Source organism: Streptomyces sp. NPDC007346 (assembly GCF_040703535.1).
Lineage (GTDB): Bacteria > Actinomycetota > Actinomycetes > Streptomycetales > Streptomycetaceae > Streptomyces.
Genome location: NZ_JBEYKR010000054.1, coordinates 25,344 through 43,168, shown reverse-complemented (window position 1 = coordinate 43,168; position 17,825 = coordinate 25,344). Strand labels below are relative to the sequence as shown.

Annotated in this window: 20 protein-coding genes; all 20 read right to left on the bottom strand. The window is 67.9% G+C overall.

Translation table 11 applies throughout. The features are described from left to right. Positions 1-548: N-acetylmuramoyl-L-alanine amidase (locus tag AB0917_RS16725; protein ID WP_366820278.1), on the bottom strand; the 548-nt coding region annotated here is incomplete at its 3' end. Between the two features lie 2 nt (positions 549-550). Continuing rightward, positions 551-946, bottom strand: a complete 396-nt coding sequence (locus tag AB0917_RS16720) for a peptidoglycan-binding protein (protein ID WP_366820277.1) — start codon at positions 944-946, stop codon at positions 551-553. After that, positions 943-1,770, bottom strand: coding sequence for a hypothetical protein (locus AB0917_RS16715; RefSeq protein WP_366820276.1), 828 nt, complete (start codon positions 1,768-1,770; stop codon positions 943-945). The genes AB0917_RS16720 and AB0917_RS16715 overlap by 4 nt, the downstream gene beginning before the upstream one ends. Before the next feature lie 154 nt (positions 1,771-1,924). Beyond that, positions 1,925-2,113 (bottom strand): hypothetical protein, encoded by a 189-nt coding sequence (locus AB0917_RS16710; protein ID WP_366820275.1) that lies wholly within the window; start codon positions 2,111-2,113, stop codon positions 1,925-1,927. 2 nt (positions 2,114-2,115) lie between these two features. Continuing rightward, complete coding sequence (locus AB0917_RS16705) at positions 2,116-4,281, bottom strand: hypothetical protein (protein WP_366820274.1); 2,166 nt, start codon at positions 4,279-4,281, stop codon at positions 2,116-2,118. Between the two features lie 26 nt (positions 4,282-4,307). Further along, a complete protein-coding gene (locus AB0917_RS16700) occupies positions 4,308-5,405 on the bottom strand; it encodes a hypothetical protein (protein ID WP_366820273.1) in 1,098 nt (365 codons plus the stop codon). Beyond that, positions 5,402-6,340 carry a hypothetical protein gene (locus tag AB0917_RS16695; RefSeq protein ID WP_366820272.1) on the bottom strand — a complete coding sequence of 313 codons (939 nt, stop codon included), beginning with the start codon at positions 6,338-6,340 and terminating at the stop codon, positions 5,402-5,404. Before AB0917_RS16695 ends, AB0917_RS16700 begins: the two co-directional genes overlap by 4 nt. A 10-nt stretch (positions 6,341-6,350) precedes the next feature. Then, positions 6,351-7,244: a hypothetical protein gene (locus AB0917_RS16690; protein WP_366820271.1), complete on the bottom strand. Its 894-nt coding sequence runs from the start codon at positions 7,242-7,244 to the stop codon at positions 6,351-6,353. Next, on the bottom strand, positions 7,234-12,450 hold the full coding sequence (locus tag AB0917_RS16685) for a phage tail tape measure protein (RefSeq protein ID WP_366820270.1): 5,217 nt from the start codon (positions 12,448-12,450) through the stop codon (positions 7,234-7,236). Before AB0917_RS16685 ends, AB0917_RS16690 begins: the two co-directional genes overlap by 11 nt. A 211-nt stretch (positions 12,451-12,661) precedes the next feature. Further along, complete coding sequence (locus AB0917_RS16680) at positions 12,662-13,099, bottom strand: hypothetical protein (RefSeq protein ID WP_366820269.1); 438 nt, start codon at positions 13,097-13,099, stop codon at positions 12,662-12,664. After that, complete coding sequence (locus AB0917_RS16675; RefSeq protein WP_366820268.1) at positions 13,054-13,611, bottom strand: hypothetical protein; 558 nt, start codon at positions 13,609-13,611, stop codon at positions 13,054-13,056. Before AB0917_RS16675 ends, AB0917_RS16680 begins: the two co-directional genes overlap by 46 nt. Before the next feature lie 101 nt (positions 13,612-13,712). Next, positions 13,713-14,192 carry a hypothetical protein gene (locus AB0917_RS16670; protein ID WP_366820267.1) on the bottom strand — a complete coding sequence of 160 codons (480 nt, stop codon included), beginning with the start codon at positions 14,190-14,192 and terminating at the stop codon, positions 13,713-13,715. A 129-nt stretch (positions 14,193-14,321) separates the two neighbouring features. After that, a complete protein-coding gene (locus AB0917_RS16665; RefSeq protein WP_366820266.1) occupies positions 14,322-14,771 on the bottom strand; it encodes a hypothetical protein in 450 nt (149 codons plus the stop codon). Beyond that, a complete protein-coding gene (locus tag AB0917_RS16660; protein ID WP_366820265.1) occupies positions 14,768-15,154 on the bottom strand; it encodes an HK97 gp10 family phage protein in 387 nt (128 codons plus the stop codon). Before AB0917_RS16660 ends, AB0917_RS16665 begins: the two co-directional genes overlap by 4 nt. Then, positions 15,151-15,597, bottom strand: a complete 447-nt coding sequence (locus AB0917_RS16655) for a DUF6093 family protein (RefSeq protein WP_366820264.1) — start codon at positions 15,595-15,597, stop codon at positions 15,151-15,153. The genes AB0917_RS16660 and AB0917_RS16655 overlap by 4 nt, the downstream gene beginning before the upstream one ends. Continuing rightward, entirely contained in the window at positions 15,597-15,977 is a 381-nt protein-coding gene (locus AB0917_RS16650) for a hypothetical protein (protein ID WP_366820263.1), read from the bottom strand. Before AB0917_RS16650 ends, AB0917_RS16655 begins: the two co-directional genes overlap by 1 nt. Further along, positions 15,974-16,246: a hypothetical protein gene (locus AB0917_RS16645; RefSeq protein ID WP_366820262.1), complete on the bottom strand. Its 273-nt coding sequence runs from the start codon at positions 16,244-16,246 to the stop codon at positions 15,974-15,976. The genes AB0917_RS16650 and AB0917_RS16645 overlap by 4 nt, the downstream gene beginning before the upstream one ends. Beyond that, positions 16,243-16,617 (bottom strand): hypothetical protein, encoded by a 375-nt coding sequence (locus AB0917_RS16640; protein WP_366820260.1) that lies wholly within the window; start codon positions 16,615-16,617, stop codon positions 16,243-16,245. Before AB0917_RS16640 ends, AB0917_RS16645 begins: the two co-directional genes overlap by 4 nt. Next, complete coding sequence (locus tag AB0917_RS16635) at positions 16,614-17,465, bottom strand: hypothetical protein (RefSeq protein ID WP_366820259.1); 852 nt, start codon at positions 17,463-17,465, stop codon at positions 16,614-16,616. Before AB0917_RS16635 ends, AB0917_RS16640 begins: the two co-directional genes overlap by 4 nt. Continuing rightward, entirely contained in the window at positions 17,462-17,791 is a 330-nt protein-coding gene (locus AB0917_RS16630; protein WP_366820258.1) for a hypothetical protein, read from the bottom strand. The genes AB0917_RS16635 and AB0917_RS16630 overlap by 4 nt, the downstream gene beginning before the upstream one ends. Positions 17,792-17,825: the final 34 nt, after the last annotated feature.

Genomic DNA, 17,825 nt, shown 5'->3' with positions numbered 1-17,825 from the left:
AACAGGTAGCCCTGGCCGACGTCGCAGCGGTGGCGGCGCAGGAACGCCAGCTGTTCGGCGGTCTCGATGCCTTCGGCCCGGCACACGGCGGCGGCCGCGCGCTCGATGGCCAGCAGCTGGGCCGCCGGCCACGGGTCCTTGCCGTCGCCGAGGTTGACCGCCTCGAAGCCGTAGAAGTGGCGGTTGCCGTCGGTGTTGGCCTTGGTGTCCGGCGGCAGCGCCCGCTCGGCGATGACGGCCTGGAGCACGGCGCCGTCGCCGGACCCCGCGTGGTTGGCCCGCCCGTTCCCCACGAGATGGACGGTCCCGTCCTTGGCGATGACGCCGTGGCAGAGGGGGCCGGGGAGCGCGGAGTGGCCGTTGTAGCAGAGCTCCACCGACGACGCCGTCCCGGTAGTCACGGTGTGGTGAATCATCACCCCGTGCGCCGGACCCCAGGCGCCCTTGTGGTTCCGGTTGTTGGTACGCCAGTTGCGGTGTTCGACGACGGTCAGGCCTTCGTCGCGGAGGGCTTTGAGTAGGCGGTCGGCGGTGAGCGGGGTGGCCATGGTCAGTTCTTCCTGTTCGGGGCGGGGCTGACGCGGGGCACCTGGAGCCGGCCCCACGCCACCTCGTCGGGGATGCCACTGACGTCGCCGCCTTCCTTGGGGCGCAGGGCACGTTGGAAGGTGGCGAACGCACGCTTGTGGCCGTTCGTCCAGTCCGGCCCGGCGGGCTGCGTGCTCGCCCAGTGGCCTTCCTGGAAGAGCCGGCGGGCCATGGCCTGGATGATCGGGCTGTTGCGCCCGCCGTGGAAGAACCCGGGGCCGGGGTACGGCTCGTACGGGCTGCTGGGGTCGGCTGCCGGTGAGGGCTCTGGGATGGCTGCGGCCGAGGCGGGGGGGAGGGGTGTTTCCTCCGGCGTGCTGTCGCCGGTTGGAGTGTCGGGCTTGTTGAGGCGGCTCATTGGGATCTCCAGGAGTCGAGGCGGGGCTGGATGATGTCGGCCTGGGCCCGGAGGATCAGGTAGGTCGAGAGCCGGAGGCGCCCGTCGCCGTGGTCGCCCCAGGTCCCCCAGGAGTTTCTGAAGCGGATGACGGTGTGGTTCGGGTCCAGGGCGCCGTCGACTTGGGCGACGTCTTCGAGGGCGGTGACGCACACCTCGTGGCCGCCTTCCAGGGGGGAGGTGGCCCAGTTGGGGTCGGCGTCGATGAACCCGTGCGGGTCCGAGGTGTCGGTGAATGCGGCGCACCAGGGGAGGCCGAGGAGGGCGGGCCCGGTTTGGAGGAGGGTGCAGAGTTCCTCGGCGGTGGTGGCGTGCCCGTACTGGTCGATGAGGCCCCGGTTTCGCATGGCTTTGGCGACTCCGAGGCCGGAGGAGCCGGTGTCGTGGGTGGGCCAGGTGTGGTCCAGCCACCGGTCGGCGGCGGTCGCGTCGGCGTACAGGTCGATCGCGAAGTGCTGTGGGGTCACCGCATTGGTGGTGTCGAGCCCGACGTCAGCGGCTTGTTCGGGGGTGAGGAGGATCGACAGGAGAGCGGTCGCGGCCTGCCCGGTGCACGAGGCGAGGGCGTCTACGTCGGTGTCGAGGCCGTACGACACGGACGTGCGGATCCCCTGGGCGATCAGGTTTCGCTGGTCGAGGACGGGGATGCGGGGTTCCCACGCGGTGGGGCGTAGAGGTTGCCCGTCGTACGGGCGCCGGTAGGCGAGACTCCGCGGGTCCAGGGCTTGGTGGCGGCCGAGGTGCCCGGCGGGGTCGTATGTGCGGGTCGTGAGATCGGTGGGCACCGTGCCCGTGCTCCTGCACTCCCCGCGCCCAGAGCAGATGTGGTTGGCGTGCTGCGCCGGTCGGGGCCGGGTGGCAGTCCCTCGGGGTTGGTGCGGGGCGGAGGGTCGCCCTACGGGTCAGGGTACGGGTGTGTGGGTGGGGTGGTTCCCCGGGTCAGGGGGTGACGGGGACGAGGTCGGTGACGGGCTGGTTGCATTGTGCGCAGTGCCCTTGGTAGATGGGGGGTTGGCCGGGTGGCGCGTTGTTGTAGAACGGGGCCACGATGCCGATGCCTTCCATGGGGCATTCGGGGGTGCGGCAGGTGGCGGTCATTATGACGGGGGTGGGTTCGTCTTCGTTCATGGTTAGCTCGCTATCACTATGTAGTCGATGTTGGTGGCGGCGACGCTGGTGCGTGTGGCCCAGACGGTCAGGCTGTCGGTGGTGACGTTGCCGCATCCGACGCCGAGGACGACGGTTCCGGGTCCGGTGGTGCGGGGGGTGGCTATGGCGCGGGGGTTGGTTCCGCTCATTGCGAGTCCTGTGACGGTGACGGATGCGGGGGTGTTCGCGGCGGTAGGGGTGATGGTGACCTGGCCGGAACGGATGTTCCCTGCGGTCAGGCGGCCAATAGCCCAGATGTGGTTGGCATTCAGGACGATCTCTTGATCGCCGCCGCCCACGCTCCTCTCGGAGTACAGGCTGATGAGGGCTGGAGACATCCAGTCTTTGTTGCCGCTGCTGAGACTGAGTTCGTAGGGCAGTCCGGCACCGCCGCCCAGGTCCGAGAAGGACACTCGGCCTTCCTGGGATGGGGGGGTCTGCCCGACGATTCCGAACGCCACGTTGGCGGCGCTGAGAGCCGAGTAGAAGGTGGTGGCGCCGACCTTGTCGTAGGTGATGAACCGTGCACGCCCGAAGGGGTCTGCCGGTTCGATTTCGGCCAAGAGGCTTGAGGCGGAGTCCAGGATGCCGAGGTGGTTGGTGTCCAGGACGATGCGTGCCCCTGATGTGCCGGTCTGCACAATCGCCCCGGTAATGGTGCCCCCGGTGATGACCTTCCCAGTGATCGCATCTGCCTTGAGTGCGGTGGCGTCGACAGACCCTGCGGCGAGCTTGCCGGTGGTAATGGTGTTCGCAGCGATCTTGTCAGCGGTGACAGCAAGCGCGTCGAGTTTCGCGGTGGTGACAGCACCGGAAGCGATCTTGGACGCATTTACAGCCTCGGCATCAATCTGCGCAGCCTGCACAGCCCCCGCAACAATTTTCGGGGTGGTGACGGCACCATTCTGAATCTGAGTACCAGCCAAGACCGAACGGACTGAAGCATTATCGAACCACAACTGGCCACTCACGCCCGAAGTGGACGCCAAATTCAACCGATACCTGGCAGCACCCGAAGGAGCGGTAATCGTCGCAGAAATGGTCTGCCACGATGCCCCCGTCACCGGAGGGCTGGCCTGAGCTGCTCCCGCAGAAAGAAAACCCCCACTGGAATTCTCCCAACGGGCATAAATGCGAGGCGTGCCAACATAGTCGGAAGACGCCTGGTAATCCACAGATATGGCAAGCTGATCACCGGGAAGGGCCGCCATATCAAAAAGGGCCAAGTCGCGGTTTGTCGGCGAGCCCGCCGCCGCATTCACCCGCAAAGACTTCGGTGACCCGTTGCCCTTGCTGTCATCCACTGCCCAGAACGCGTTCCCTGCAACGAGGTTCGCAGTAGCGGCCCCCTCGAAAGAAGGGTCGGCGAGCAGCTCCGCACCCCCGGTCACGATCAACTTTTCTGTGGTGACCGCGCCAGCCGCGATCTCTCGCGCCGTCACAGCCCCAGCATCGATCTTCCCCGCAGTGACTGCATTCGCGGCGATTGCGGGCTCAGTCACCGCACCGCTGGCGATCTTCCCGACAGCGACAGCAGCATCAGCAAGCTTCGCAGCGAGAACGGCCCCGTCCGCGAGCGCGGTGGCACCCACGGCCCCAGCGGCAAGCTTCGCAGCCGTGACAGCATCCTCTGCCAACTTGACCGTGGTGACGATCCCGTCAAGAAGCTCAGCAGCAACAACCGGCATCGGCCCGTAAGGGCCCGCCTGAAGGGACGGAGCGGACGCGGTCCCGGACGTACTGCGGGCCACGAGCCGCACGTACACAGGACCATCGGCGGGAACGACAACAGTGGCACCCTGCGCAGTCTCGATCGTCGACTGCAACGTATCCGAGGCCGGGGCGAAACTGCTGTCCGGGCTGGCGTGGACTTCAGTACGGGACCAGTCCAGCGGCAACACCTGCCCGTCGGTGAAGGAGCCGTCCCACGACGCGGCAACCCCGCCCAGGACGGACACGACGATCGGCGCAGACGGCTGCGGCGGAGGCGGCCCATTGACGATGGTCACCGCCGTGGTGCCGTCACCCTGCTGCCCGACGATGCCACGCAGGGACCCGGACTCGTCGCGGACCAGAAGGGCCGTGTCGTCCAGAGACGCGGAGGAGAGACGGGCAGCGCGCTGAAGCTCCGCGATCTGCTTCTCCATCGCGGCGAGTTTCCGTCCGATATCCATCACACACCCCCGTACTTGTAGGCGTCAGCCGACTTCAGGTCGATGACCGCCTGCGGGCCACCTTCAGCGTCGGGGCGGATCGTCCACCCGGTGATCCGTCGCCAACCCACGTAGTCGACCCACGCGTTGTGGACGCGGGTGTACACGTCGTCACCGACCTGCCACGACCCGAACGGTGCGGACGACGTGTTGCGGATGGTGATTTGATCGACCGAGCCGAGGACCATGCGGCGGGACTGCTCGGCGGCGGCCAGCTTGGCCAGGGTGTCGTTGCCCTTGACCTGCGGAAAATCTTGAACGTGCTCCAGGCGGAGGCGCCCGTTACGGACGGCGGACACCTGACGGCGCCGCGCGGACCCGTCACCGTCACCGAGACCGATGACGACCTGCGCGTAGTCATCCCCGGAGAACGGCACCTCCGGATCCTGGATGATGTTCACCCCGGTGGAAAAGGTGATGTCGGTGCGGCGCGCGCCGAGCCTCGGCCAACCGAGCCGGATCCGGCGCACCGGGGCAGTCTTCCCCGAATTCCAGGTCGTCGCGCACGAGTAGTCGGGGCTGGCCTCAGCGGACACCAGCTCGTCCACGATGTCGCCCAACGCCTTGCCGTCCCACCAGTTCGAGTTGAACCGCTCCGCCGGGGTGCCGATCGTGCTGGTCGACGTGGTGGAGTCCACGACGACACCGAGGTTGCCGTCAGCGACGGACTGGGCGTAGGCCCACACGTCCCGGATAACCTGGCACCGGTCGGCATGCGTCCACGGGCCGCGACCACCGCACTGCCCGTCGTTATCATGCCGTTTCATCAGGTACGACGACCAGCCAGCCGCCTCAATGGTGAAGGTGTCGCCCTGGGGGCGGACGTCCCAGATCAGGCCACCCCACCGCAAATACCCGTCGGACTCCACGTAGATGAGGGTGGTGCCCGGGTCCAGCAAAGTGGGGCTCTGGGACACGAGGCGCGGCGACAGGGACCCGGTGAGAGATCCGGGCCCGTTGAGTTCGTCCCCGTACTCCAAACCCTGTACGGGCAGGGCCAGAGACAGCCACGCCCCCGTCAGAGCATGCTGCGTCAGCACCCGGTCCGGGACGGTCACCTGGCCGCCTCCTCGAACTCGAACTGGGCGACGAACGTGGTGGAAGCGTCGGCGTATATCTGCGCCAAGTTCCCGCTGAGCCCGGCAGCCTGAACGCGCAGGAGCTGGCTGGTGCCCCGGTAGGCGTCGGAGATGGTCAGGGTGTCGGCCACCACCGTCGACTGGCGGCGGAACTGCGAGCCCTGGTTGTCGTCGATCACGGTCGGCTGCAAAGTCGCGGACGCACCGAGGGTGGCCCGTACACCGCCGAAAAGATTCCCCGTCTGAATGCGCAGCCCAGCAGCATCGATCCGGATGCGGGCGGTTGTGGCCCAAGCGGGAATCGCGATGCTCCACCCGGCGGCAGTGGAAAAGTAGGCGTAGCTACCGGCGCTGCCGCCGATGGCGGTGGACTGGGAGGCTGGGGACTGGGTGAGGAGCCGGGACTCGCGGCGCGGGTTCGCAACCCGCCGAATGTCTTTGATCATTGCGTTGGTGATCGTGGCCGTGGACGCGGGGATGTCGATCCGGGCGAGGGGAATACCGGTGCGGCCATCAGGGATCGCAGTCGCACTGGACGACACGTTCGAGATGACCTGGAAGAAGTTGATGTTGTCGACTGCCGGGTTCAGGCTGCCTTCGTACTGGGGGTCCTGGACTCGCACAATCAGCATGTCGGAGCGGGGCGACCCGCCGGTCGCAGCGATGTCGACGGTGTCCGCCCCCTGGTTACGGATGGCATAGGAACCCTGGAAGGCGTCGAAGCGGCCCCGGACAACTCCGGAGCCGCTGGCCACCTGAACGCCAGTGCCAGGCGTGCCGAGCTGGGTGACCTTCAGGTCGGTGCCGGCGGTGATGCCCTCGGCGCCGCGGGCAAGGTCTTGGACCATGGCCCGGAACTGCTCGGCGGAGTGTGTGGCCCCGTTGACGAGGATGGGCACTTGGTACAACGGCATGGCGTGCTCCTCAGAGGGCGATGTAGGCGTCGCGCCAAGTCAGGCGCATGCGGGAGGTGTTGGTGTTATCGAAGCCGGTCCACCGCATCTCCGACACCCCGGGCGCCAGGGAGAACAGGTCGATGCGGGAGGCGGGGGTGAGTAGCGCGGAGGCGTTGCCGCCGTTCTCCCGCCGGACGGTGCGGTGCCCAGGCCGGGTGTCGATCTCCACCCACTGACCGGCCGCCAGGTTGAGGGTGGGCAGGTCGAGACGGCGGCCGGTCGTCGCGTTGATGACGGACGCGTTGGCGACAGGCCCGGTGATCCGGATGACCGGCCACGCGTGCCCCGTGCCGGCGTTGGTGGCCCAGCCCGGCCGGTCAGCGGCGGTGGTCCCGGACTGCACGTAGATCGGGGCGACCACGGGGGCAGCGAACCCGCCGCCCGTGAGCCACCCGAGGGGGATCTCGGTGGTGGTCTCCTCATCGGCGTAGAACCCGGGGTCGGTGGCGATGAACTCGATGTCCAACGGCACGTAGCCGTGAATGACTTGCGCGTATTCGGGGTCGAGGCGGCGTAGCCGGCCGTAGAGGCGCTTGACGGGCCGACCGGGGCGCAGGATCCGCAGCGGCATAGTGGTGCCGCCGGCTAGACGGACCGCCGGATCGTCCGCGTCCACCTGGAGGGCGGCGACCACGTTGTGGCAGGCTGCCGGGTCGCCGGGGATACGGATCGCCGCGTCGATCTGCACCTGCCGGGCCCCGTAGTAGTCCGGGCCGGGGAACGCCCCGTCCATGGACGGCTGGTCGACATCGGCATCCCGCACGGGCGGGCGGCCGAGCCCGGTGGTCTCTTTCACCTGGATCTGCGTGCCGGCGCCCATCAGAACACCGCCGAAATCGTACTGCCAGTTCTCAAGCGACACGTGCGTTCACCCCTCCCCTGCGTGCTCGGCGGACCTGGCGCCCGACCTGGGCGGCGATGTCCGAGGCGGACGCCCCGGTACGGACGGTGGGCACGGTGACGTGGGTATCGCCGCCCTCGCGGACGATGACCAGAGGACGGCCGCCGGCAGCGTCGGTGAGGCCGACACCGAACCGGCCCGCAACGTCACGCAGAACGTTCGTGGCCGGACCCCTCTTATTCGCGCCCAGCGGAATGTACGCCTCCCCGCCGGTCGACGGTTCGGCGAAGGTCACGGCCCCGGCCCGGGTGGAGTAGATGCCTTCCCGGATCCCGCCGTTGGCGTAGGACAGGCCCTTGTTGGCGCGGGCGAGATCGGCGAGGAACTGGGTGGCTCGAGCCCCGAGCGACGACTTGATCTGGGTGTTGGCCTTGTTCGCGACGGTGATGATCTCGTCTTCGCCCAGTCCGGTGGTGTCCGCAACCGTGTGCAGTCCCGTCTTGGACGTCTTGATCGCGGCGATGATCGTGAGGAGCTGCTCCAGCTCCTCACCCGACAGAACTTTGCCGCTGTTCTTCGCCGCAGCGTTCGCGGACGCGGCCTTGCCCTTGTTCTTGACCGCTTCAGCGGCAAGCTTCTCGGCCGCCTCATCACCTTGCCCGGCAAGCTGGGTTGCGAGGTCGCCGTACCCCATTCCTGCCAGCTTGGTGAGGTTCGCCTGGAACGCTGTGGACGTCTTGTTGGAGGCGTTGAGCTGCTTGGTGTAGTCCGCCAGGGACGCCTTCGCGAGAGGGCCGAGCCTCCGCAGATTCGCGACGATGTCCTTGAACTGCTTGCTCGACGCTTTCGCCAACGCGGCGACCATCGCGGCGCCCTCCTCGCCAAGGTCGCGTAGTTGATCGACGATGTCAGAACCGCCCCGGGATGCAATCTTGTTCAGGCTCGCCTCGTACGATGCGTTGGCCGACACGGCGCCCTTGAGGGTCTTCTGCCAGTCGGCGAGGGAAAACTTCCTCTTGTACCGGGCTTCAGCCTTGCGTGCCGCTTCGGTGGCTGTGGACACGGCGCGGCGGGCCTTTGCCACCCGGTTCTCCGCGGCCACCATCTGCGCACCCGTGTGCTTGCGGCGGCGCAGCGCGGCCAGTGCAGCCTCGGCGGAGCGGAGGCTGTCGATAGCGTTCTTCCGGGCGCGAATCTTCTTGTTGTACGTGTCCTTGTCGATCGGCTGGTGTGAGTCGGTGTACGACGACTGCACGTAAGAGGTGTCGCGGCGCATCCCCGTCGGGGAGTAGGAGAACCCGCCGGACGCAAAGTGGACGACACCGCCGTCGGCCTTCCACTGCACTGTCTTCGGGTCGCCACCAAGGCGGCGGATCGTCTCCTCGGTGATGGCCCGCGACCGGCCACGCTTCGACGGGGCGAGCGGAATGTACGCCTCGCCGCCAGTCTCATCCTCCGCCCACACCCTCCAGGCGCCGGCTGGGGCGATCTGCGCGACATGGTTTTCCCCGCGCGGAAAGGGGCCCGGGGTGTTCATGCCGCCGCCTGCGTAGAAGCTGAGGACGCTACCGTCGGCCTGGGAGCCGGCTCGGAGCTTGGTGCGGGAGCGGGTCTCGCCGGTGACGGTGTTCGTGATCCGCCGGTCGGTGACCTCGATGGTGCGGATGGTGACGGTGCGGTCCTTGAGTCCGGCGATGGTGGCGGCGAGGGACTGCACGGCGGCTTTCTGGGTGCCGGTGGGCACCTCGATGGTGACCGTTTTCCCCTTCGTCGACTTGATCTTGAAGCCGAGCTGCTCCAGCTGACGGCGACCCTCCGTGGTGGGCACCTTCATCGTGACGGTCTTACCCTTGGTCGACTTCACCTTCGCCTGGAGGGTCTCCAGGTCGGTGATCGCACCCTGGGTCTTAGCGTCGATCTCAACCGTGCGGCCGTTCGTTTCGCCCAGCTTCGTGATGAGTAGATCAAGTTCAGCGCGGGCCTTCTTCGTCGGGGCGGTGATCTTGTACTCGCGGGTGCCGGGGATCAGAGCGACCTTGTACCCAAGATCCGTTAGCTCCTTGCGGGCCTCCTCTCCCAACGCATCGATCCGGATCGTCTTCTTAGTCGGGAACCGCTCGAACTCGGCCTGAACCCCCAGGAGCTCGGCCAGGGCGGTATCGACGCCCTTCGTCTGCAAGAGAATCGACACCCGACCCGGGATCAGGCCTACGGCGTCGACCATGGCCAGCGCCTGCTTCTCGCCCAGGCCGTACTGACCGGCCAGCTTCGCGGCTGCGTCCCGACCCTTCTGCATCTCCGCCGTAGCAGCGGTGATCGACTGGGGAACCGTCTTGCCCTGCGACTGGGCGAAGTCATATGCGGCGACCGCAGCAGATGCCGAACTGTCGGCGATCGAGTCAAGAGTAGAGAAGAGCTGCTGCCCGTTTTTCGTGGTGGTGTCCACAGTCCCGTTCAGCCCGATCAAGGCCTTGCCCCACCCGTCCGCCTTATCGACGCCATCGGCGAACGCCTCATTGGCCTGGGAGATCGCCTCATTCACCCGGGCCTGGGCGGCCTGAAGTGACACAGACCCGCCGGACAGCAGATCAAGGGCGTCACGCAGAGCCCGGGTGCGGGAGTCGGCGTCTGCGGTTTTGTCCGCCAGGGCGCCGACCGCGTCCTTCAACCGGCTGTAGGCGGTGATACCACGGCTGGACCGTGAGGCGGCATCCAAGTCCTTCGCGGACTTCTTGGCCCGGTCCATGTCACCAGACATGCCGCGCAGCGTGGTGGCGGCCTCCTGGTACATGTCGGCCAGGCCCAAGTTGCCGTCGACCTTGGCCTGGACGGCGAGAGACTGCATCTTGGCGGAGAGCTCATCGACAGCCGATCCGCCCTCGATGTACGCCTCCGTCAGCTTCTTCAGCGGAACCCCAGCGCTCGCCATCGCCTCGCTGAGTTTGGCCCCGGTTTTGACAAGCTTCTGCGACTGCAACTGCTGGGCAACCTGGGCGCGGACGGCGTCGTCGATGATGCCGTTGGAGTCCCGCAGGGAAGACGTCAGCCCGTCCACAGCAGCCTCATGCTCAGCAGCGGCCGCTGCGGCCTTCTGCTGGCGCCCGGCGAGCATGCTCAGCCCAACACCAGCCGCAGCGAGCGCAAGCCCCCACGGACCGCCCATGACTCCCATGAGGCCACCCATGGCGGACCGCAGCCCAGTTCCGGCAGCGGCAGTCACCCCCCGCAGGGCGCCGGTGAACCCCGTGGCCTCCCCGCTCGCCCTACGGAAAGAGGCGCCCATGGCACCGACGACGGGCACCCGGGACTGAAGGACCGCGAACGCCGCTCCATACCCGGTGATGGATTGTCCAGCGCGGCGAGCCTGGCTCTGCTGGACAAGCAATTGCCGGTTCAGCGACTGGAACGCCCCAGTGAGACGCCCCCCCACAGCACTCGCGGCACCCTGGGCGATCGGGCCGACGCGGCGCATGAGGAGCATGGCCAGGATCGCGGTCTGAACCGGGCCAGGCAGGTCACCAAAAGCGGAGACGAGCCCACCAACGATCCGCCCAATCGGGACCAGAACACCAGAAAGGGCAGTGACCGTGCTCGTTGCGGTATCGAGAACGAAAACCAGCGTGTCAAGGATCGTGGTGAGGGCAGTACCCTCTCCGGCCACGTCAGTGAGGGCGTCCACGACCGGCTCCGCACCCCGAGCCAGGTTCCGGAGCACATCGACGACCATCGTCCCGACAGACAGCAGCATGTGAAGACCGGAAGCGGCCGCATCACCGGCCATCTCCTTGAACGGGCCCATCATCCTCTCGGCCGCGCCGCCAATGTCATCGAAGGTGCTGCGGGCTGCGGACGCAATGTCGGGGCCGAAGAGGGTCCCGATGTCGTTGAAGTACGCGAAAAACTTTTCAATCTTCGGGGTGGCGTCAGAAATCCACGAGGTGACGCCACGGATCACATACTCCAACCCGGGTGCAATGCCGGTGTAGATGGCAAGCCCAGCCTGCTCCGACTTGGCCTTCAGCTGAACCATGGACCCAGCAAGCCCCTGGCCCTTCGCCGCGGCAATGTCAGATGCGGCACCGGTCCGCGTCACCGCAGCCATCAGCGCATCGAAGCTGTCGGTGCCCTGGTGGGCCAGGGCGATGGCACCGGACATGGCCGGCTTACCCATCGACTTCTTCACCGCCGCGGTGAAGTCCTGCTGCGTCATGGAGTGCTGGGCCTTGGATAGGCCCTCAATGACGTACCTCAGCCCCTTGAACTTGCCGGTGGCGTCCCACGCCTCGATGCCCATGTCAGCGAGGCCCTGCTTCATCTGCTTCGTGGGCGCAGCCAAGTTGGCCATCATGCCGCGCAGAGTGGTACCAGCGGTTTGGCCGAGGATGCCGGCCTTGCCGAGCATGCCGACCGCAGAGGCGGCTTCCTCCATGCTGACGCCTAGCCCGTGGGCGACGGGGCCTGCGTATTTCATGGCGTAGTAGATGTCGATGATGTCGCCGCTCGCGTTGTTCGCGGTCGCGGCGAGGGTGTCGGCGGCTTGGGAGGCTTGGTCGGCGCCCATGCCGAACTGGTCCATCATGTCCCCGAGATACCGTGCGGAGTCGGCCGCGGAGACGTTCGCGGCGGACGCCAGGGTGAGGGACGCCCGGGTCGCGGAAATCGCCTGGTCAGTACGGAAACCGGCCTTGGCGAGCTCCACCATGGACTCGGCTGCCCCAGCGGCGGTCGCGGCGGGGAGGGTGAGGTCGCCACCGAGCTGGTTCGCGGTAGCGGCGGCCCGCTGCATCTGAATCGCGGTGGCGCTGGTGACCGCCCCGAACGTGTTCATGCTCTGTTGGTATTCGTTGCCGTGCTTGATCATCCCGCCGAAGCCCATGACCAGCGCACCACCGGACATGAGAGCGGCCAGACCGGTGAGCTGGTGGCGGAGCCGGCCCGTCTCGGAGCGCATCTGGCGGAGGCTGCGCGTACCACCGGAGCCAACCCCGCGCATGCCGGTCGAAGCCCTCTGAGCGGCCTGCGCAAGACGGGTCAGATCCCGGACTGCACTGTTGATCTGGTTCGACATGCGGGCCAGATCCCGGCCTGCGGTCCGGGAGTTCCCGCCGAGGGAGTTGAGGTGCCGGTTCGCCGTCCGGGCGGCATCCCCGTACCGGCCGAGGTTCCGGCCGGCGGTGCGGGCGTTGTTGCCGAGGGTGTTGAGGTGGCGGCCGGTGGTTCGAGCCACGGTACCGAGGGTCCGGATGTGCCGGGATGCGGTCTGGGACACCTGCCCCAGCTCCCGCACGTCTGACTTGGCAGCCCGAGCATGCGTGCCGAGGGTCCGGGCGTGCTTCGATGCGGACTTGAGAGACTGAGCCAGGTCGTTCCCGCGTCCGCGCAGGTCTACCGAGAGGTTCCAGTTCGCCACCGGTGCCACCCCTCCCTCTCGCTGCTGCTCAGTCGTTGTTCGTGGTGTGCCGGCGTCCGGCGAGTTCGCGTTGCGCCTGGAGTGCGGCTGCTGCGGCGGCGGGAATCAGGCCGACCTTGACGCCGTTCGTGTCGATGCCGTCGCGGCCCAGCTGGTCCTGCCGGTCAGCGATGACCTGGCAGCCGACGCACCGCTGGACGGTGACCGCGTAGGCGTCCTCTTCGTCGGGGCCGCCGTGATCCCAGTCGTCGTACCGGGTGTTGCATTGCGGGCAGACGGTGCGCTGGTACTCCAGGTAGGCGCGGGCTTTCGCCCGGTCGCGGGCCGTCCATGTGCCATCGCCGATGCCCCGGAACAGGCTGTGGGGGATACCCCACCGATCACAGAGGGCGAGTTCGTCACGGAATCGTTCATCCCGGATCAGCCTTTTCCCAGGTCCATGCGCGCGGTCTCCTGCACATTCCACGCGGCGTTGAACAGGGCGGTGGCCTCCCCCTCGGACCAGGTCTCGAGGTACTCGCGGGCGTCGTCCTCGGTCATGCCGTCCACCGACGACTTCGAGACGAGCTCAGGGGCGAGAGACTCGACGTCGATGTCGTGTCCGTCCTCCGCCTGTTCCTCTGTGGCCGGGTGGGACTTCTTGAGCGCCTCGAACTCCTTGCGGGGCATGGCGCGGAAGCGGAGCACGATGGCCGCCGCGTCGAACGCGGCCTGCGCCTCGGCGAGGTCCTCCTCGGCTCGGGCGACTGCCTCCGGGCCGGTGGTGTCGTCCTGCCGGTCCTCGGCTACCGCTGTGATGCGGGCCAGGACGCGCTTGGCCGTGTCCAGGGCGACTCGGAGGTCGAGGTCGTCGCAGATCGTCAGGGAAACGGTCGGACGTGTGCGGTTGCGGAGCCGCTCCCGGGTGGCCGCCCAGTGCGCGTCGGCGGCGACAGCGGCGGCCGGCGGGGCAGGCGCGGTGGTGGTCTTGGTGGGCATGTGGTGGTCCTCCGTCTGAGGGGAAGGGGGCCCGGCCGAGCGCCAACGGGCGCCCCTTCCCGAACGCTGTCGGGCCCGGCCGGGAGCTGAGAGGGGGCTGGTCAGCCGCCACCGGATGCAGGCACGGTGGCGTTGAGGAGCGGCCGGTCGGTGATCGCGAACGACACGACGACCTTCGCGGCCTCGTTGTCGAGAGTGATCGCCGCCGAGTTCGACGACACCGTCACCGGGAACACGTCCATACCAGGAGTGCCGGGCGTCTTGCCCTTACGACAGCTGATGATGAAACCGCTGGTGCCCTTCGCGAGGTCCGACTCGATGTCGTCGAGGGTGTCGTCCTCGTAGAACGTGATGCTGGAGTCGGAGGCGGAGTCATCGCCGCCGATCTTCGACACGAACGTCGACGCCATGTCAGGCGTCTCGATCATCTGGTTCTCCAGCGAGAACCCGTCGACCGCAGCGATCTGACGGCTGTAGTCGGTCGCGCTGGTGAGTTCGGCGTTCGTCGGCATGTATCCCGGGTCGGCGATCGTCTCCACGAAGAGGATTTTCGAGATGCCCTTGCGCTGGAACCTGGCCATGATGGGGCCCCTTTTCCCGGGGCTCCGCCGGTGGCGTTCGGCCCCTCAAGCAACTGGTGTGGGAGTCGGCCACGAGGTGGCACGTCCGCGCTGGGGCCGCCGCGGTGCGGTGAAATACCTGACCGGGGGTCAGGCGGGGGTCAGGTCGAACCTGAACCGCTGTACGTAACTCATGATGGCATCGGCCGGGTCGGATGATCCCCCCGGTTCGACGTCCAGGGACCGGCCCATGACGCTGACACCAGGGATGACGAGTGGGTGCAGCCACAAGCCGGTGGCCGGGTGGCGCCCGAGGAAGATCTCGCGGGCCTTGTCGGCCATCCACTCCACCTGATCCGGGTCACCACTACTACCGGGCCGGGTCGGGTCCGGGGCGGACACGGAAGTCACCTGGTAAATGGGGGAGAGGTCTTCGTTCTCGTCGGCGAGCGGCGCCCCCTCGAGGGCGGTGTCGAGGGAGTACAGCAGGTAGTAGTGCTGCGGGGTGCCGGGGGGTTTCTTGCCGCGCCCGACGGGGCGGTTGCTGGCTGAGGCGAGGAGTGCGGCCAGGGCGATAGTGACGGGGCGCTTGGCGATCATCGGAGTACCTCCGCGACCGCGAACCGCATCTCCGTCATCAGCGTCGCCCCGATGAAGTCGATGGCGGGGCCGACGTGCGGGAACGGGGGCTGGTTGTAAACGCGCCCCAAGCTGTCGGGGCCAACGAACCCGAACTCCAGCCGCCTGCCTTGGGGCGCGTTCGTGCCGATCGTGCACATCGCCCCGTACGGCAGCCGGCGGGTGTTCGTCTCCCAGGAGTTGCGGTACGCCCCGGTGATGACGTTCGGCCCGGGGCGCCCGGACGCGTTGCCCCGGATTCGGGCGCGCCCGAGTTCCCCGGTGTGGCGGACGGCGCGCTGGATGGCGGGGCCGACACGGGTCGCGGCCCGGTCGAGGCGGTCGGCGAGCTGCTCAGGGGTCATGGAGTCACCTCGGTCCGCAGCTGGTCGAGGGGGGTGATGCGGACGACTTCGACGGTGCCTGCCCGGCCGGGGTCGGTGACGGTCCACGACCGGCCGATCAGCCCGGTGCGGGCCGGGTCGTGAACGGCGACGACGGTGACGACGGCGTCCTTCGGGGCGATCGGCGCTTCGAGAGGGGTGAACAGGCGGTACCGGGAGGTCGTCTCGGACGTCCACGGCAGATTCCGGTCGGGGGTGGCGACGATCTCCGCCTGCGCCGACGAGCCTTGAACACCGCCGGGGCCTTCGTAGAGGACACCTCCGTCGGGGTATTCCAGTTCTCCGGTGTCCGGGTTGAGGATGGGGTCGCTGTCGGCGGGGAGGGTGATGCGGACGGTGTCGATGAGGAGGTTCTCCTCGATCCACCCGACCACCCCACGAAGCGCGTCATCGAGGCCCTGCATCAGGTACCCCCCTGCGCCCAGTCGGCGAGCTGGCGGAGCATCGCCACGGTCAGTTCGTTGGGGCTGCCGTCGAGGTCGTCCCGTTCCAGGGCGGCACGGTACAGGGCGGCGGGGTCGATGTTCTGGAGGAATGCGGCCACCACGTCGCCTTCATCCTGCTCGGGGGCAGCGACAGCGACCTGGGCGAGCCCCTCGAAGTCGAGGCCCTGGTGCGGGGCGGTGTGGAGCACGAGGAGCGGTGCGGCGCCGACCTGGTGCTGGAGGCTGTAGCCCTGGAGGGACCGGCTGACGTCGGTGCCGTCGATCGTGACCTTGCCCGCGCCGCCGTCGGTGGTGATGCTCACGTGGCGAGGCTGGTCCGCCATGTTCGGGGCGGTCATGCCGGGACCCCTTCCTTGCCCAGGTCGCAGGCGCAGGCAGCGGCGTCGGCTTCCCCGCTTTCCCTCCACAGCGCGTACTGCTCGACGGCCAGGCGATCAGCGTCGCCGCCTCGCACTGTTCCATCGAGAGCAATCCCGATGGCGCCTCTCAGCCCCATGAGCTCGCCGTGCAGCTGAGCCTCCGCGAAGGGCGTTCGGTCCGCTGGTGCGTGGTAGTGCGTCAGGCGGCGGTGGTACTCACGCAGGAGCGAGTCGACAGTCGCGGTCATGCTGCGTCACCGCCTCGACGGACATGGCGTGCGGCCCTGGCGATCTGGCGGCCGACCTCCTCCGCGTCCAGTTCGCTGTTGCCGCAGAGGACCACTGTCCGAGTCTCGGCTGGTTCGTACGTCTCCTGGAAAATGTCCTCACGGCAGGGATAGAACTCGCCAGCCACCCCCTTGATGATCCAGTCACCGCGCTCTCCGCGCATGGTTCCTTCGAGGGTGTCGATCTCGATGCTGTACGGGTGGCCGGTGATGCCGTCGCCCACGACACGACCACCGCACCAACGTGCGACTTCGTCAGGGGTGTTGGGCTCGGCCATGTGCATGGCTTCGATCTCGACGGGCTTCTTGCGGAACTTCTGCGGGGCGCTCATGCGGAGTCTCCGGATTCGATGTCGGTGCGGCCGTTCAGGTCCGGGCGCGGGATCCACTGGCGGATACAACCGTGGTGGGCGGCGGGGTACATGGACGCGTCGTCGATGCTGCGGATCGTGCTGTCCGCATGATCGGTATCCGGGTGCGAAACGAACCCACACTCAGGACCGTCCACGCACTGCATCCACTCGGCCCCCAGCTCCCACCTGGAGGTGTTCACCAACCCCGCGTTCGCGGACACCACCCCCTGCCACGACAACGCGGCCCGCGCCCACGATGCGGCCGGATGTCGGGCGTCGTTGGAGTAGATGACCGTGTCCAGCGGGTGCTCGGCGGCGAGCTGCGCCCGGTCGATACCGTCGTGGTGGCGGCCGACGACCACGCCCCGGACCGAGTCCTGCGCCGCTCGGGCGAAAACCTGCGCCCGCCGCACGGTCTCCTGGATGCGGCGGATCAGGTCGGCGTAGAACACGGCGGTGAGCGGGGTGACGGCGGCCTGGTGGTCGACCGTCCACCGGAACATGGTGATGCTGCGGTTCGCCCGGCGCAGGGCCTGGAGGGCTCCGTCGCGGTACACGGTGGGCAGGGTTGTTGCCGCCCACCGTTCCGCGAACGCGCGGGTGTCACGGTCGAACTTGGCGACGGCCTGGTTGAAGTCGGTGACCGCCGCCCGAGCCCGGCGTGTGGCGCCCACCCCGGGCAGGATGCCATCCAGGGCGGCGAGGAGGCGTTCCTGGGCGGCACCGAGTCGGCCCCACACCTGAGCAAGCTGGGCGGTGGACGCGGCGATGAGCGCCAGCAGATCCGCACGCTGCTGGTCCGGGCGAGCTTGGGTGGGGGTGGTCATCGGCGGGGCCGTTCCACAAGCTGGATCAGGCCGAACCCGTCACCACTGGTGTCGTCGGCCGGATCGTCCGGGGCCGGGGGCTCACCGGCGATCAGCGCAGCCAACTGGCGTTCGTAGGCCTTGATGGTCTCCGTGTACGACACGGACACCACCCCGGACACATTTACCGTGGACGGCTGACCACGCAGCGCGGCGAGCCGCTCTCGGGTCACCTCGATCGCCACCGCTCGTCCCGACCTCAGCCGGGCGTACCGAGCCTCCAGGTCGGGCACGTCGGTGGTGGTGCCCAGCTCGGAGAGGAGCCAGGCTCGTACGGATGTGTCCACCGGTCCTCCAGGTCAGGGGTGGGCTGGGAAGGGG